This is a genomic window from Serratia sp. LSHTC3 (genome assembly GCF_057197125.1).
This window is the reverse complement of record NZ_JBXUNP010000001.1, coordinates 242,249-257,981: the sequence shown is the minus strand read 5'-3', so window position 1 is coordinate 257,981 and position 15,733 is coordinate 242,249. Positions and strand designations below refer to the sequence as shown.

Annotated in this window: 16 protein-coding genes; 10 read left to right on the top strand and 6 right to left on the bottom strand. The window is 60.0% G+C overall.

The window, feature by feature from the left end; genetic code table 11:
- The first annotated feature begins 220 nt into the window (after positions 1–220).
- Complete coding sequence (gene narQ / locus AC2CGI_RS01230) at positions 221–1,897, top strand: nitrate/nitrite two-component system sensor histidine kinase NarQ (RefSeq protein WP_076741117.1); 1,677 nt, start codon at positions 221–223, stop codon at positions 1,895–1,897.
- 161 nt (positions 1,898–2,058) lie between these two features.
- Complete coding sequence (locus tag AC2CGI_RS01225; RefSeq protein WP_015378698.1) at positions 2,059–2,691, top strand: response regulator; 633 nt, start codon at positions 2,059–2,061, stop codon at positions 2,689–2,691.
- Positions 2,692–2,723: 32 nt separating this feature from the next.
- On the opposite strand, the gene AC2CGI_RS01220 is transcribed toward AC2CGI_RS01225, so the two are convergent.
- The gene (locus AC2CGI_RS01220; protein WP_004941750.1) at positions 2,724–3,002 is read right to left on the bottom strand and encodes a winged helix-turn-helix domain-containing protein; all 279 of its coding nucleotides are present in this window, start codon (positions 3,000–3,002) and stop codon (positions 2,724–2,726) included.
- Between the two features lie 293 nt (positions 3,003–3,295).
- On the opposite strand from AC2CGI_RS01220, the gene acrD reads away from it, so the two are divergent.
- Positions 3,296–6,433 (top strand): multidrug efflux RND transporter permease AcrD, encoded by a 3,138-nt coding sequence (gene acrD / locus AC2CGI_RS01215; RefSeq protein ID WP_004941747.1) that lies wholly within the window; start codon positions 3,296–3,298, stop codon positions 6,431–6,433.
- A gap of 126 nt (positions 6,434–6,559) precedes the next feature.
- Here the strand turns inward: acrD and ypfM are convergent, their stop codons facing one another.
- Positions 6,560–6,619, bottom strand: a complete 60-nt coding sequence (gene ypfM / locus AC2CGI_RS01210; protein ID WP_100396732.1) for a protein YpfM — start codon at positions 6,617–6,619, stop codon at positions 6,560–6,562.
- Positions 6,620–6,835: 216 nt separating this feature from the next.
- Here ypfM and AC2CGI_RS01205 point away from each other — a divergent pair, with 216 nt between their 5' ends.
- Together AC2CGI_RS01205 and AC2CGI_RS01200 are read left to right on the top strand one after the other, a co-directional pair.
- On the top strand, positions 6,836–7,315 hold the full coding sequence (locus tag AC2CGI_RS01205) for a tetratricopeptide repeat protein (protein ID WP_015378699.1): 480 nt from the start codon (positions 6,836–6,838) through the stop codon (positions 7,313–7,315).
- A gap of 9 nt (positions 7,316–7,324) precedes the next feature.
- Entirely contained in the window at positions 7,325–7,756 is a 432-nt protein-coding gene (locus AC2CGI_RS01200; protein ID WP_015378700.1) for a GNAT family N-acetyltransferase, read from the top strand.
- A 7-nt stretch (positions 7,757–7,763) separates the two neighbouring features.
- Here AC2CGI_RS01200 and AC2CGI_RS01195 read toward each other — a convergent pair whose 3' ends face one another.
- Positions 7,764–8,189, bottom strand: coding sequence for a GNAT family N-acetyltransferase (locus AC2CGI_RS01195; RefSeq protein ID WP_015378701.1), 426 nt, complete (start codon positions 8,187–8,189; stop codon positions 7,764–7,766).
- 532 nt (positions 8,190–8,721) lie between these two features.
- Here AC2CGI_RS01195 and AC2CGI_RS01190 point away from each other — a divergent pair.
- From AC2CGI_RS01190 to AC2CGI_RS01170, 5 genes are all read left to right on the top strand, one after another.
- Positions 8,722–9,273 carry a LuxR C-terminal-related transcriptional regulator gene (locus tag AC2CGI_RS01190; protein WP_015378702.1) on the top strand — a complete coding sequence of 184 codons (552 nt, stop codon included), beginning with the start codon at positions 8,722–8,724 and terminating at the stop codon, positions 9,271–9,273.
- 259 nt (positions 9,274–9,532) lie between these two features.
- Positions 9,533–9,919: an ArsC family reductase gene (locus AC2CGI_RS01185; RefSeq protein WP_004941730.1), complete on the top strand. Its 387-nt coding sequence runs from the start codon at positions 9,533–9,535 to the stop codon at positions 9,917–9,919.
- Positions 9,916–11,043, top strand: coding sequence for a succinyl-diaminopimelate desuccinylase (dapE, locus tag AC2CGI_RS01180; RefSeq protein WP_076741116.1), 1,128 nt, complete (start codon positions 9,916–9,918; stop codon positions 11,041–11,043). Before AC2CGI_RS01185 ends, dapE begins: the two co-directional genes overlap by 4 nt.
- Entirely contained in the window at positions 11,040–11,714 is a 675-nt protein-coding gene (locus AC2CGI_RS01175; protein ID WP_004941723.1) for a M15 family metallopeptidase, read from the top strand. Before dapE ends, AC2CGI_RS01175 begins: the two co-directional genes overlap by 4 nt.
- A 2-nt stretch (positions 11,715–11,716) precedes the next feature.
- A complete protein-coding gene (locus AC2CGI_RS01170) occupies positions 11,717–11,902 on the top strand; it encodes a YpfN family protein (protein ID WP_004941720.1) in 186 nt (61 codons plus the stop codon).
- A gap of 30 nt (positions 11,903–11,932) precedes the next feature.
- On the opposite strand, the gene ypfH is transcribed toward AC2CGI_RS01170, so the two are convergent.
- From ypfH to ypfJ, 3 genes are all read right to left on the bottom strand, one after another.
- Positions 11,933–12,622, bottom strand: coding sequence for an esterase (gene ypfH / locus AC2CGI_RS01165; protein WP_076741115.1), 690 nt, complete (start codon positions 12,620–12,622; stop codon positions 11,933–11,935).
- 120 nt (positions 12,623–12,742) lie between these two features.
- A complete protein-coding gene (locus tag AC2CGI_RS01160; RefSeq protein ID WP_076741114.1) occupies positions 12,743–14,755 on the bottom strand; it encodes a tRNA(Met) cytidine acetyltransferase TmcA in 2,013 nt (670 codons plus the stop codon).
- A gap of 56 nt (positions 14,756–14,811) precedes the next feature.
- Positions 14,812–15,681, bottom strand: a complete 870-nt coding sequence (ypfJ, locus tag AC2CGI_RS01155; RefSeq protein WP_028127776.1) for a KPN_02809 family neutral zinc metallopeptidase — start codon at positions 15,679–15,681, stop codon at positions 14,812–14,814.
- Between the last annotated feature and the right edge of the window lie 52 nt (positions 15,682–15,733).

The window sequence follows — 15,733 nt, the reverse complement described above, 5'->3', positions numbered from 1 at the left end:
GACAGACGAATCGCATCCGCAAAGACAAATCCTCAGTGGAAACCGAGCTACAGCTGAACATCGGCGGGCATTTCGCTATTCATTTGATTACACGACGACAATTGTTCCCGTTTTGTTGACAACTTGATACAAATCGCGGTGCAATTTAGTTGCAAAAGTTATAGTTTTGCTTTCGAATGAAACTGGCGCAGCCCTCACCTGAGAGAAAAGGATTCCGTGATTGCTTGTTAAACGTTCCGTGACCGGCAGCCTGGCCAGGGCGCTATTCGGCATCGTGATACTGTCGGTGCTCGCCACCGGGTTGGCGTTGACGACCGTCGCCGGCAGCCAGAGCGATGCCGAGGCGATCAACATTGCCGGTTCGCTGCGCATGCAAAGCTACCGCCTGGCCTTTGATCTCGATCGACAGAGCCCGGAACTGGAGCTGCACCTGCAGCAGTACCGGCAATCTTTGCAGGCGCCGGCGCTGCAAAAGCTGGCGCGCTTTTACGTCCCGGCCGAGGTGCGCAACCACTATCTGGCGCTGCAACGAACATGGCAAGCGATGGAGCGGCAGATCCGTGACGGGCAAGCGGCCGCCTACCGGACGGAGGTCGCCGGCTACGTCAACCGTGTCGATCATTTTGTTTCCGCTCTGCAGCGTTATTCCGAGTTGAAACTCACCCTGGTGGCCGCCGTCAGCGTGCTGGGCTACGCCGCCATCATCGGTCTGGTGCTGTTTTGCATCCGCTTTATGCGCCGCCAGGTGGTCATGCCGCTGCAGCATCTGGTCGACGCCAGCCAGCGCGTGCAACAGCGCGACTTTCGCCACCCGCAGCTGGACGTGGAGCTGCCGAACGAGCTCGGCGTGCTGTCGCAAACCTTCAGCGCCATGTCTGACGAGCTGGCCCGGCTCTATCAGTCGCTGGAGCTGAAAGTGCAGGAAAAAACCCAGCGCCTGCAGCAGGCCAACGAAACGCTGGAGGTGCTGTATCGCTGTTCACAGGCGCTGAGCGTGCGCCAGATCGATCAGCAGGCATTCGAGAATGTGCTGCGCATCGTGCGCCAAAGCGAACGACTGCGCTGCATCCGGTTGAACGTGGCGGACGATCATGGCCAGTGGCAACTGAACGAAGGAGAGCCGGCGCCGGCGCAAACCTGGAGCGCGCTGCCGATCACCCAAGGCGATAAACTGCTGGGTGAATTGCGATGGCAGCCCGAAGCGCAGCCGCCGCATCCTCACCTGATGCAGAGCCTGGCCAACATGCTGGGGCGTGGCGTCTACTTCAACCGGGCGCAAAAGCAGCACCAATATCTGCTGTTGATGGAAGAACGTGGGACCATCGCCCGCGAGCTGCACGATTCGCTGGCGCAGACGCTGTCGTTCCTACGCATCCAGCTGACGCTGCTCCGGCGCGCCGCCGACGATCCGGCGGCACAGACGATTATCGACGATTTCGATCGCACGCTGGCCGATGCCTATCGCCAGCTGAGAGAATTACTGGCCACCTTCCGCCTCAACATTCAGGAGGCGGATCTGAATGCCGCGCTGGAGCAACTGCTGCAGCCATTAAAGGCGCTAACCACCGCGCGGATTCAGTTACACTGTCGGCTGCCCTCGCAGGCGCTCAACGCCCAGCAGCAGGTGCACGCGCTGCAGATCGTGCGCGAGGCGGTGCTCAATGCCGTCAAGCACGCAGGAGCGAGCGAGATCGCGGTGTGTTGCGAGGTCAACGCCGCAGGCGACAACGTATTCAGCATTACCGACGACGGTTGCGGTATCGCCAGTCTGGAAGAACCGGAAGGGCATTACGGCTTGACCATCATGAGCGAACGCGCGGCGCGACTGGGAGGAACGCTGCGCATTCGGCGCAGAAGCCGCGGCGGCACGGCGGTCTGCCTGACATTCTCGCCCTGACCTTGCGGCTGTTCACTCTGCGTTACGGTTGCCGCCGGGCAGAAGGCCGCCCGGAGAGGTTTGCGGTGCAGAATGCCGCTATTTTTGAAGAGACAGTCCCACTGTGAAGCACGCCTCCGGGCGCGTTTGAGTGGCTTTACTTGCTACAGGGAGCATATTTCATGGTGATGAAGCAATACCGAGTCATGATCGTTGACGATCATCCGTTGATGCGGCGCGGCATCAAACAACTGCTGGGACTGGATGCGCGATTTGGCGTGGTGGCAGAGGCCGGCAACGGCAGCGAGGCTGTTGCGCTGGCGCTGCAGCACGCGCCGGACGTGATCTTGTTGGATCTGAACATGAAGGGCATGTCCGGGCTGGATACGCTGCAGGCTCTGCGCGACGAAGGCGTGGACGCACGCATCATCGTGCTGACGGTCTCCGACGCGCGCAGCGATCTGTATGCGCTGATCGACGCCGGCGCCGACGGTTATCTGCTGAAAGACAGTGAACCGGAGCAGCTGCTGGAACACATCAGCGCCGCCGCCGAGGGGCAAAACGTGATCAGCGACGCCATGGCCGACTATTTGCTGGCGCGCAGCGAGCAGCGCGATCCCTTCACCGCCTTGACCGAACGCGAACTGGACGTCTTGCAAGAGGTGGCGCGCGGCCTGTCCAACAAACAGGTGGCGGCGCAATTGCATATCTCTGAAGAAACCGTGAAGGTGCACATCCGCAACATACTGCGCAAGCTGGACGTGCGTTCTCGCGTGGCGGCGACGGTGATGTACCTGGAGTACAAAAGCCACTGATCGCCCCGCCCCGGCCAATACGCCGGGGCCGCTTACTCGATGGCGCTGAGCAGCGCCTGATGGTGCTGATGCACCCAACTCTTGTTGAACGGCCCCCAGCTTTCCAACTGATAAAAACCGTCGTTGTTGCGCACGCCCTGCTGCACGAACTGCAGCTCGACGCCCATGCCGGGCAGCGCCTTCAGCACATCCTGCAACGTGCGGCGCGGCCAGCCGGTCAGCGCCATCAACCGCGGCACATTGGGCCGCTCACTGTGGCTGATCAGCCAGCATAAATAAAGCCGACGGGCAAATACCGGGTTAATTCCCATGCCAAGCTCCTGCTGTAAGGTGGATCCAGTTTTTATTTTTCGGCTCCCTGCGGCGAAGACATGCGCAAGGCCTTTGATAGTAATAAAAATGTCTTAATAGCGTACAATTATCGACACCGGGGCACCCACGCCGTTTCCCGCTACCGTTATTTACACTATCTCCTTTTTTTCTCCACGCTTTCCTCGACTATCCCGAGTAAAGTGCAATAGCGCCGGAATCCTTCCCTGCCGCTGAAATGCATATTTCCGATGCGTTTTAAAGATAGAACAAGTCATAACGAGGTTCGCGCTGCATGGCCAATTTTTTTATTGATCGCCCGATTTTCGCCTGGGTGCTGGCAATTATTCTTTGCCTGACCGGGGCATTGGCGATTTTTTCTTTACCGGTAGAACAATACCCGAATTTGGCGCCGCCGAACGTGCGCATCAGCGCAACTTACCCAGGCGCCTCGGCGCAAACGCTGGAAAACACCGTCACCCAAATCATTGAGCAAAATATGACCGGCCTCGACAACATGATGTATATGTCGTCGCAGAGCACCAATACCGGCCAGGCGACCGTCACGCTGACGTTCGAAGCCGGCACCGACCCCAACGAAGCGATGCAGCAGGTGCAAAACCAGCTGCAGGCGGCGATCAAACGTTTGCCGCAGGCGGTGCAGAATCAAGGGGTCACGGTCTCGAAATCCGGCGACACTACGCTGATGATGGTGGCGTTCGTCTCCACCGACAACAGCATGGACAAGCAGGACATCGCCGATTACATCGTCTCCAACCTGCAGGATCCGCTCAGCCGCATCAACGGCGTCGGCAGCATGGACGTGTATGGCTCACAATACGCCATGCGCATCTGGCTCGATCCCAACAAGCTCAACAGCTATCAGCTCACGACCCAGGACGTGGTCAAGGCCATTCAGTCGCAGAACGCCCAGGTGGCGGTCGGCCAGTTGGGCGGCACGCCGTCGGTCGATAAACAGGCGCTGAACGCCACCATCAACGCCCAGTCGCAGCTCCAGACGCCGGAACAGTTCCGCCAGATCACCCTGCGGGTCAATCAGGACGGTTCGCTGGTGACGCTGGGCAACGTCGCCACCGTTGAGTTGGGCGGCGAGAACTACAACTACCTCAGCCGCTACAACGGCATGCAGGCCGCCGGCATGAACATCAAGCTGGCCTCCGGCGCCAACGAACTGCAGACCGACCAGTTGGTGAAGGACAAGATCGCCGAGCTGTCACAATACTTCCCGCACGGGCTGGAGGCCAAAGTGGCCTATGAAACCACCCCGTTCGTCAAAGCTTCGATCAAGGACGTGGTGAAAACGCTGCTGGAGGCCATCCTGCTGGTGTTCCTGGTGATGTATCTGTTCCTGCAGAACTTCCGCGCCACGCTGATCCCCACCATCGCCGTGCCGGTGGTGCTGATGGGCACTTTCGCCATCCTCTCCGCCTGCGGCTTCAGCATCAACACCCTCACCATGTTCGCCATGGTGCTGGCGATCGGCCTGCTGGTGGACGACGCCATCGTGGTGGTGGAGAACGTCGAGCGCGTGATGAGCGAGGAAGGCTTGCCGCCGCGAGAGGCCACGCGCAAATCCATGGGGCAAATCCAGAGCGCGCTGGTCGGCATCGCCCTGGTGCTGTCGGCGGTGTTCGTGCCGATGGCGTTCTTCGGCGGCACCACCGGCGCCATCTATCGCCAGTTCTCCATCACCATCGTCTCCGCCATGGTGCTGTCGGTGCTGGTGGCGATGATCCTGACCCCGGCCCTGTGCGCGACGCTGCTTAAACCGATCGCCAAAGGGCACCATCACGGCAAGCGCGGCTTCTTCGGCTGGTTCAACCGCATGTTCAACCGCAATGCCGATCGCTATGAGCGCGGCGTGGGGCGCATTCTGCACGCCAGCGGCCGCTACATGGTGATTTATCTGCTGTTGCTCGGCGGCATGGCGCTGCTGTTCATCAAGCTGCCGACCTCGTTCCTGCCGCAGGAAGACCGCGGCATCTTCACCGTACAGGTGCAGTTGCCGGCGGGCTCGACCCTGCAGCAAACCTCCAAAGTGGTGGAAAAGGTCGAGCGGTACTTCCTCACCGAAGAGAAACAGGACGTTTTGTCGGTGTTCGCCATCATCGGCTCCGGGCCCGGCGGCAACGGCCAAAACGTGGCGCGCCTGTTCGTGCGGCTGAAAGACTGGGATCTGCGCACCTCGGGTGCCAACAGCTCGTTCGACATCATCGATCGCGCCACGCTGGCATTCAACAAGATTAACGAAGCCCGGGTGATCGCCAGCAGCCCGCCGGCGATCACCGGTCTCGGCAACTCCTCCGGCTTCGACATGGAGTTGGAAGACCACGCCGGGCTCGGCCACGCCAAACTGATGGCGGCGCGCGATCAGCTGCTGCAGCTGGCGGCGCAAAACCCGCTGCTGTCGCGCGTGCGCCACAACGGCCTGGACGACAGCCCGCAGCTGCAAATCGATATCGATCAGCGCAAGGCTCAGGCGCTGGGCGTATCGATCGACGACATCAACAATACCCTCTCCACCGCCTGGGGCTCGACCTACGTCAACGACTTCGTCGACCGCGGGCGGGTGAAAAAAGTCTACGTGCAGGCCGCAGCGCCGTTCCGCATGCTGCCGGATGACATCAACAAATGGTATGTGCGCAACAGCGCGGGCGGCATGGTGCCGTTCTCGGCCTTCGCCAGCTCGCACTGGGAGTACGGTTCGCCACGGCTGGAGCGCTATAACGGCAGTTCGGCGCTGGAGATCGTCGGCGAGGCGGCCAACGGCGTCAGCACCGGCACCGCCATGGCGGAAATGGAAAAACTGGTCAGCCAACTGCCGACCGGTTTCGGGCTGGAATGGACGGCGATGTCCTATCAGGAACGGCTGTCCGGCTCGCAGGCACCGGCGTTGTATGCCATCTCGCTGCTGGTGGTGTTCCTGTGCCTGGCGGCGCTGTACGAAAGCTGGTCGATACCGTTCTCGGTGATGCTGGTGGTGCCGCTGGGGGTGATCGGCGCGGTCGCCGCCACCTGGCTGCGCGGCCTGGAGAACGACGTCTATTTCCAGGTCGGCCTGTTGACCATCATTGGGCTGTCGGCGAAAAACGCCATTCTGATCGTCGAGTTCGCCAATGAGCTGAACCATAAAGGGCAGGATCTGATGTCGGCGACGCTCGACGCGTCCCGCATGCGCCTGCGGCCGATCCTGATGACCTCACTGGCGTTCATCTTCGGCGTGCTGCCGATGGCTACCAGCAGCGGCGCCGGTTCCGGCAGCCAGCATGCGGTCGGCACCGGGGTGATGGGCGGCATGATCTCCGCCACCCTGCTGGCGATTTTCTTCGTGCCATTGTTCTTTGTGCTGGTTCGCCGCCGTTTCCCGGGTAAAGCGCATCCGGCAGGCAATACGCCGGCCACCGGGGACTGATCCGCGAGATATAAAAAAAGCAGCGTCGGGTTACCGATGCTGCTTTATTTCGAACGAAAATCTCGTTCCCAAGGTGTTTCAGTGACTTTCCAATGACTCAACCTTGCCATCTGCTTCAACGCTGTGTCAGTTGCCCAACATCTCATCAATGAAGTCTTTCCAGTTTCCTAATTCACGATCAACCATAATACTTTACAACCTCAATTATTTGACGAAGCGGATTCTACGCCTGTTTTTTGACCATGTGAAGGGAAACGGGAACGATGCCGGGCTCGGAAACCGGGCTTAGCGCACATTTTCGTATTTATCTGATCAATGTTCAGTGCAGCTATTCCCTTGTGATATCAATTTCTCCACGATAGCGTGTAAAAGGTATAAAAATACGCCAATGGAGCCCAGATCATGTCCACTTCTTTGTCTCTCTTAGAGTTAAAAACGCAGGGCCGCTATCAGGAGGCGACCGCGCTGGCGCTAAGGCAACTGGCGGCAGAGCCGGAAGCGGCAACGCTGCACTTTCAGCTGGCCTGCCTGTATGACGTACAGGGCCTGGAGCAACAGGCCATTCCCTGTTACCTCGCGGCGTTGGCTCGCGATTTGCCGCCCGCCCAACGCCGCGAGGCCTGGCTGGGTCTCGGCAGCACCTACCGCGCCCTGGGAGAATATTCGGCGTCGCTACGGGCTTTCGACGACGGCCTGGCCGAGTTCCCGCAGGCCAACGAGCTGATGCTGTTTCGCGCCATGGCGCTGTACAACCTGGGTGAAAATAAACGGGCCGTGACCGATCTGTTGCTGCTGCTGGCGGAAACCTCGTCAGACCCCGACATCCGCGGTTATCAACGCGCCATTCGGCACTATGCCGCCGATCTCAGTCTTATCGGTTAGAGGAAAACGATGGAAATTATCACCGACTCGAGTCGCCGCGCCATCGACTGGCAGCGGCTGTGTGAATTGCTGGAGGCCGCCGGGCTGGGCAAGCGCGATCCGCACACCTTGCGGCGCGTTTACCAACACAGCCAGTTTTGCTATTGGGGGTTTATCGGCGACGAGTTGATCGCCACTGCACATGCCATCAGCGATCTGACATCGGTCGCTTACCTGGCGGACGTGGCGATCGATCCGCGCTTTCAGGGACAAGGGCTGGGGCGCAGGTTGATGGATCGGGTGATGCAAGATCTGGCGCCGCTCGGCAAGATTTTCATCTATTCCGTGCCGGAAAAGCTCGCCTTCTATAAAAAGTACGGCTTTCACGATTTGACCACCGGCATGGTGTATGCGGACGGCGCTGCGCTGCAGCGCCTGCAACAAGGGGGCTACGTGCGTTAAATGTGCATCACAAGGTTTTGCTCATAAAGATACGGCGGGTTCCCGGCGGCAAGCAAGGCACTTCACCCATACGCTGCCAGCCATGCCGTTGATAAAAGTCCGGCGCCTGAAAGCTGATGGTGTACAACACGGCGGAAAGGCAACCGCGCCGACGGCCTTCCTGTTCGAAGCGGCGCAACAGTTCGCTGCCCAACCCCGCGCCGCGCAGCGCTTCCGGCAGATAAAAGAGATCGAGAAACAGCAGCCCTAACGATGAGCGTCCGGTAATCCCTCCCAGAACTTCCCCACTGTCGGGATCTCTTACCACCACCGCCAGCGGCAGACGATCGCCGTAGCCGATATGTTGATCGTTAAAACGGTCCAATCCCTCCGCGATACAGGACGTTATTTCCTGCGTTACCCGCTCGGAAATTTCGATATGACATTTTTTCACGCCGGCTCTCCGGATCAATCATCCATGTTCACACTCTGATTACAGCTTAAAACATCGCAGTTTCTTTGTTTAGAATTATCTTTGTCTCAATTTCAACGTTAATTTTTTCATGACCTCATCGCCGACTCTGGTGACGTTCAAAATAAAGCCACTCATCGTGACAAAACCAAGAAAAATCTTAGTTATTAATTCGTTAAGCCCAAACAGCCACCCTTAAATGATCGTCAAAACCGATCATTTTACATATTTTGATAGTCTTAATCTATGTTAATTCCTTTTAATTACCGAGGTATTAATAGAAGATGTCTATTCTATTAACCTTACCTTGCTTAAAAATTCGGTTGAAAAAAAAGATTTACTATTTATAAATCATGCTAGTATATAACCTTCCCTTCAAAGCTCGCGCCCAGATAACGCTCATTCATTTGCGGCGCAAGAAAAGTTCAACATGCAATTATTTGGATTTTTTCTTTTTTTATGTTTTAAGATAGCCATCCTCACCGGGAAATAAAAAGTAAAGGATTATAATAAAATGGAAATTGATATTTTCAGCGAGTGTGCTTATACCACCGTCGGCATCCGACAACTCATTAACCAAACCTGGGCGGAAAAACGCGCGCCGGCCGGCTTTAGCCGCAGAAGGGTCTGCTTTATCGATGTCACCATCGCCAACTTTGAAGCGCGTTACCGCGATGAATATGCCAACCCCAATACCTACAAAATAATCATTATTACCGACTGCCTGCATGAGATGGTGATTGTCGACAATAAGACCATTATATTATCAAACCTTATATCATTGATCCGCTTCAGCCACCTGATCGGCGACTTATATAAGCGTTACAGTCACTATACCGAGCCGCCGCAACTCTCTCAGCGCGAATCGCATTTTCTCTCGGAGTGGTCAACGGGAAAATCGCTGGCCGACATCAGCAATGCCATGAATATCAGAAATAAAACCGCCAATCATTACAAATCACGAATCATGAAAAAACTCGGCGCCAGCAGGATAAAACCGCTGTTGCATATTACCCGCGTACGGTGTTTGACCGAGCGTTTAAACATAAGAATCAATAAAGAGTAGTTCTCTCTCCCCCGCGCCGCATTGGCGGCAGAACGCGTTCGCCGGCGCCTTTTAACAGCCCCGCCGGCGAAGATAGCCGTTTCATCAATTTGCCAACCTCTCTCCCTGGCGCCCAATCGTCTCTCGCGCGCATCCGCATCGTTGTCTGGATCTCGCCGCCGCTTTACTGGCATTATCTCTGCTATCGCCGGGCGGCGAGAAGGCCTAAGACCGCGCCCGCCGCTCAGTATCGACTCGACGAGACAGGTAGCTTTACGCCATGGCAAATAAACCGCAACAGACAACGCTGACGATGTACGGCATCAAAAACTGCGACACCATCAAAAAAGCCCGCCGCTGGCTGGAAGATCAGGGCATAGCCTATCATTTTCACGACTACCGCGCCGACGGCTTGACCGAACAGCAACTGCGCGGTTTCGTCGCGCAACTGGGTTGGGAGCCGCTGCTCAATACCCGCGGCACCACTTGGCGCAAGCTGGATGAAGCGCAGCGCAACGCCTGTGATAACGCCGACGCCGCCATCGCGCTGATGCTGGCGCAGCCGGCAATCATTAAACGTCCGCTGCTGGACGACGGCAACGGCCACGCTCTGCTCGGTTTCAACGCCGACGCTTACCAACAATTTATCGCCGAGGTTGCCGTATGACTTGCCCGGTTATCGAACTGGCCCAGCAGTTGATCAAACGCCCTTCCCTCAGCCCGAGTGACGAAGGCTGCCAGCAACTGATGATCGAACGCCTGCAGGCGATCGGCTTCACCGTCGAAGCCATGGACTTCGAAGACACCCAAAACTTCTGGGCCTGGCGCGGCGAAGGGCAAACTCTGGCGTTTGCCGGGCACACCGACGTAGTGCCGACCGGCGATGAAAAACGCTGGGACAACCCGCCGTTTGAACCGACAATCCGCGACGGCATGCTGTATGGCCGCGGCGCGGCGGACATGAAAGGCTCGTTGGCCGCGATGGTGGTGGCCGCGGAACGCTTTGTCGCCGCCAACCCGAATCACCGGGGCCGCCTGGCATTTCTGATCACTTCGGATGAAGAAGCCAGCGCCACCCACGGCACGGTTAAAGTGGTCGAAGCGCTGATGGCGCGCAACGAGCGGCTGGATTACTGCCTGGTCGGCGAGCCGTCCAGCACCGAACGCGTCGGCGACGTGGTGAAAAACGGCCGTCGCGGCTCCATCACCGCCAACCTGCATATCCACGGCGTACAGGGGCACGTCGCCTATCCGCATCTGGCGGACAACCCGGTGCACCGCGCCATGCCGGCGCTGAATGAACTGGTGGCGATCGAATGGGATCGCGGCAACGAGTTCTTCCCGCCGACCAGCATGCAGATCGCCAACGTGCAGGCCGGCACCGGCAGCAACAACGTGATCCCGGGCGATCTCTACGTGCAGTTCAACTTCCGGTTCAGCACCGAACTCACCGACGCGATGATCAAGCAGCGCGTGGAAGAGCTGCTGGAACGCCACCAGTTGAATTACAGCATCGAATGGCGGCTGTCCGGTCAACCGTTCCTCACCTCGCGCGGCGCGCTGGTGGATGCGGTGGTCAACGCCGTCGAGCACTATTCTGAATTGACGCCGCAGCTGCTGACCACCGGCGGCACCTCCGACGGCCGCTTCATCGCGCAGATGGGCGCGCAGGTGGTGGAACTGGGGCCGGTCAACGCCACCATCCACAAGGTCAACGAATGTGTCAACGCCGCGGATCTGCAGCTGCTGAGCCGCATGTATCAACGCATCATGGAGCAATTGGTCGCATGATCACCGCAGAGATGCTCACCGGCCGTTCGACCGAACACCTGGCGCCGCTGAGCGGCAACCATCGGCTGCAGCCGCAGGCGGTCAATGCCTTCCTGGCGATGCAGCAGGCCGCGCGTGAAGCCGGATTCGATCTCCAGCCCGCCAGCACCTTCCGCGACTTCGACCGCCAGTTGGCGATTTGGAATGGCAAATTCTGCGGCCAGCGGCCAGTATTAGATAAGGACAGTCAACCGATCGACGTCGCGCCGCTGTCCGCCGCCGAACGCTGTGAGGCGATCCTGCGCTGGTCAGCCCTGCCTGGCGCCAGCCGCCATCACTGGGGCAGCGATTTGGACGTGTACGATCCGTCGCTGTTGCCGGAAGGGCAAAAGCTGCAGCTGGAGCCGTGGGAATATGAAGAAGGCGGTTACTTTGCGCCGCTCAACCAGTGGCTGACGGCGCATATGGCCGAGTTCGGTTTCTATCGCCCCTTTACCGAAGACAGCGGCGGCGTGGCGGTGGAGCCGTGGCATCTAAGCTACCGGCCGCTGGCGCAAGAGGCTGAACATTTGCTGACCCCGGCGTTGTTGCTGGCGGCCTGGCAAGACAAGGAGGTCGCCGGTGTCGAATGGCTCGAACGCCATCTGCCCTCGATTTTTTCGCGTTTCATACGCAGTGAAGGAAAGGAGTAGCTATGCAATGGTTAGCTGATTACTGGTGGATTATTCTGCTGGTTCTGGTGGGGATGGTCGTCAGCGGCATCAAGGAACTGCGCCGCGTCGACGTGAAAAGCTATCTGGCCAACAAGCCGGAGATACCGCCGCACCGCGACAACAACGCCCAGTGGGATGACGAAGACGACTGGCCGAAAAAGAAATGACATCAGGGCGCTCATCGGCGCCCTGAGTTTTTAGCGAAAGGCGATCAGCTCGCCGCGCTTGCCGGACAATGCCTCGTCCCAGTAGCGCTGCGGCACGTAATAATGCAGCCTTTCCAGCGCGGCGTTCATCATGCCCTGATTGATCGCATGCCCGACGTTCTCTTCCACGTCGAGCGTGAAATCCACGCCGCTGGCCCGTAACGCTTCCGCCGCCGCGTGAGCGTGTTGCACCGCGATCACCGCGTCCTCTTCACCGTGGATCAAATGCACCACGCTGTCGCCGAAAGCCTGCTCAGGCAACTGGGCGAAACGCCCGCTGAACGCGACCACTCGCCCGGCCAGCCGGGTTTCCGCCTTCAACGCCTCCAGCGCCATGATCGCTCCCTGCGAGAACCCCACCAGGGCAGTGCCGGCATAGCCCACGCCGCTCAGCTGCTGCCAATGGCGCACCACGGCCACAAACTGCGGCATTACGTCTGCGATGCGGGCCGCGCGGTTCTCTTCGGTCACGTCCTGTACCGAAAACCACTGGCGCCCGGCGCCGTTGCCAAACGCTTCGGGACCACCGATGCTCACCACCTGGGCCTGAGGAAAGTCTTTGGCGAAGTAGCTGCCGATCTCCCCCATCGCCACCGGGTTGTCGCCGACACCGTGAAACAGCAAGATCAGCTGCGCCGCCGGGGTCGCCGGGCTTTGGACAACGAAATGCTCATGTTTCATCGATGACTCCTTAATAGTAACCAAACCTGGTGTGGCGACAGTCGCCGCCGCACCGCTGACAGTGACTATACGCCGTTGAGAAATCGGGAAAATCGGGTTTTATTGAGCGAGTTATTCAATTTATTGCAACGACTGCGCCCAGTCGCGCCAGTAGCGGCAGTGTTGCGCATTCAACTGTTCCAGCGCCTGCGCCGTTTCGTGCCGCCAGTGGCGCAGCAAGGCTTTCTGGCCGCTTACGCCCGCCTGCTCCACGCAGGCCGCCGGGGATTGCCGCCGTTGCAGATGGCCGCGCAGCGCGGGCAGCGGCAGACTGCTGGCCAACAGCAAACGCTGCAATGCCCCCAGGCTGGCCTCCAGCGACCGATGGGCGAAAGCGAAACCGGCCAGCTCGCGCCAGTCCTCTTCACCGAGCGACGTGTCGCCGTCATCGCCCGGGATCGCCAGCACGAGTTCGATGCGCTGCCGCAGCCAGGGCCAGTCGCGCGCCAGGTGCTTGTGCGCCGCGTGCCGCAGCGCCTCCCCTTGCTCGCTCAGGGGCAAGATAGCCATCGCGGTATAACAGCCGCTGCTGGCCTCCGGCTTGCTGCCGATACGCACCAGCTCGAAACCGCAGGATTGCCAAAAGCGCCACAGCGGCTCGGTATAGCCGAAGCTGACCGACAGGAAGTCCAGCCCCTGCGCCTGGCGGCGTTGCCGCTCGACCAGCTGACGCGCGATACCCTGCCGCCGCAGCGTCGGCAGCGTCGCGATGCGGGTAATGCGCCGTGACCGCAGCGTCGGCGCCCACCACTGGCCGCCATGCGCCGCCAGCGACTGCGCCACCAGGTTGCCGCGCGGCCGGCGGCGGCCGGCCCACACGTCGTGCGCCAACTCGGCGCTCAACCCGCCTTCGTCCGCCAGCCACACGGCACCGACCACCTCCTGTCCGGCCTGCGCCAGCCCGAAATGCATGCCGGGCGCGTCCATCAGCCGGCGTAAGTCCAGCGGCGAGGTGCGGTAATGCGCGCTGCTCAGCAGAGCATAGAAACGCGCCAGCCGCTGCGGATCGGCGCACAGTTCACGCTGCTCCGCCTGGCTGTAATCGATCGCCTGGCCATCCACCGGCCAGGCGGGCAGCTCGTTGAACAACAGCGCATTGTCCGTGACCCGTTCCAACGCATCGCCCTGCGCCCAGCGCATCGGCTGTTGCAGACTCAACGCCTGATAGGACGGCAGCCCGGCGCAAAACTTCAGCAGAAAACCGCGGCCGGTGCCTTCATAGCCCTGCACCGTGGTGGTCAGCAACACGCGCGGGAAATAGCCGATCAGCTGTTGCAACAGCGGCGCGGGGATCGCCGCCGCTTCATCCACCAGCAGCCAGCCCACGTCACTGACGTCCCCCTCCCGGCACTGCGCCAGCAAGGCATCGGGCGCCCAAAACTGTGCGCGCCCCTGCGCCCATTCCCCGGCCACCTCTGTGGCGGCGCGGCTCGGCCCGGTGATCCAGCAGGTCAGCGGCGACTGCGCCATCAGCATGCCGGCCAGCGTCGATTTGCCGCGGCCGCGGGCGGCGGTCAGCACCCACACGCCGGACTCGGCCTGCAACAACGCCGTCAAGATCGCCTGTTGTTCCTCGGTCGGCCCGCCATCCGGCGGCTGCCAACCTTCACGCGCCGGCAGCGCGGCCAACGTCAGGGGCTCATCCTGCCGCCAGACAGTCACTTCGCTGTCGTCGGCCAAATGATGCTGCAGATGATGAATGAAATGCGGCGTGGTGATCGGCTGCGGACAATCGCTCCAGCGCAGGCTGTCGCCGTCCGGCAACTGAGGCCATTGCCGCCAGGGCGGCGTCAACAGCAGCAGCCAGCTGCCGGCGCGCAATGCGCCGCACAGCGCCGCCAACGCCTCCACGTCGAGCGACTGACCGGCATCAAACACCGCGTGCAGCCGCTCCTGCCCCAGCAATTGGCGCACCGCGCGGCTCGGCAAAGCCGACAGGCCGGGCGGCGGGTTTTCCCCCACCCACGGCCAGTCGCCCGGCAGCGTCGCCGCCAGCCGCTGCGCCTGTTCGCGGCACCACTCGGGTTCACCGCTGAGCACCAGCAAACGCCGGATGCCCTGCCGCCGCATGAGTTGTTGCGCTGCCTGTAGCATAAGGCTGTATCTCAATCCGAAAAAAATGCCGGAGTCAGGCTCCGGCACTTGAGGCGTTAACGGGATGCAAAGGTGTTGCAGGTATTGGGATCGCCGCTGTCGAAGCCTTGTTTAAACCAGGTGTAGCGCTGCTGCGAAGTGCCGTGGGTGAAGCTGTCCGGCACAACGCGGCCCTGGCTCTGCTGCTGCAACCGGTCGTCGCCAATCGCCTGCGCGGCATTCAACGCCGCCTGCAGGTCACCCTCTTCCAGCATCTGCTGCTTCTCGGCGTATTTGCCCCACACGCCGGCAAAGCAGTCCGCCTGCAGCTCCATTTTCACCGACAGGCGGTTCACTTCCGCCTGGCTGGCGCCTTGCTGCATCTGGCGCACCTTCGGCTCGATGCCCAGCAGGTTCTGCACGTGGTGGCCGACTTCGTGCGCCACCACATAGGCCTGAGCGAAATCACCGCCGGCGCCCAGCTTGGTCTTCATGTCCTGATAGAAAGACAGATCGATATACACCGTTCTGTCGCCCGGGCAGTAGAACGGCCCCATCGCCGCCTGACCGGTGCCGCAGCTGGTGCGCGTTACGCCGCGATACATCACCAGCTTCGGCGGTTGATAGGTTTTGCCCATGCGCTGGAAAATCTCTTTCCAGTTATCCTCGGTCGAAGCCAGCACCACTGAGGTGAATTTGGCCAGCTCATCGTCTTTCGGACTGATGCTGGCGCTCTGTTGTTGACCCTGAGGAGCGACGTTACCGCCGTTCAACAGCGGCGACAGATCGATGCCGTAATAACCGGCCACCAGCACCACTACCAGAATAACGATGCCGCCCTTGCCACCCACCGGCACGCGGAAACCGCCGCCACCGCCGCCCAAACCTGAAGACTGCCCGCGACGATCCTCAACATTGTCACTTTCCCGACGCCCTTGCCAACGCATAAATACACTCCAGATATTTCCCCTGCTCGTTGAAGTTGCGCCGCGATCGTAA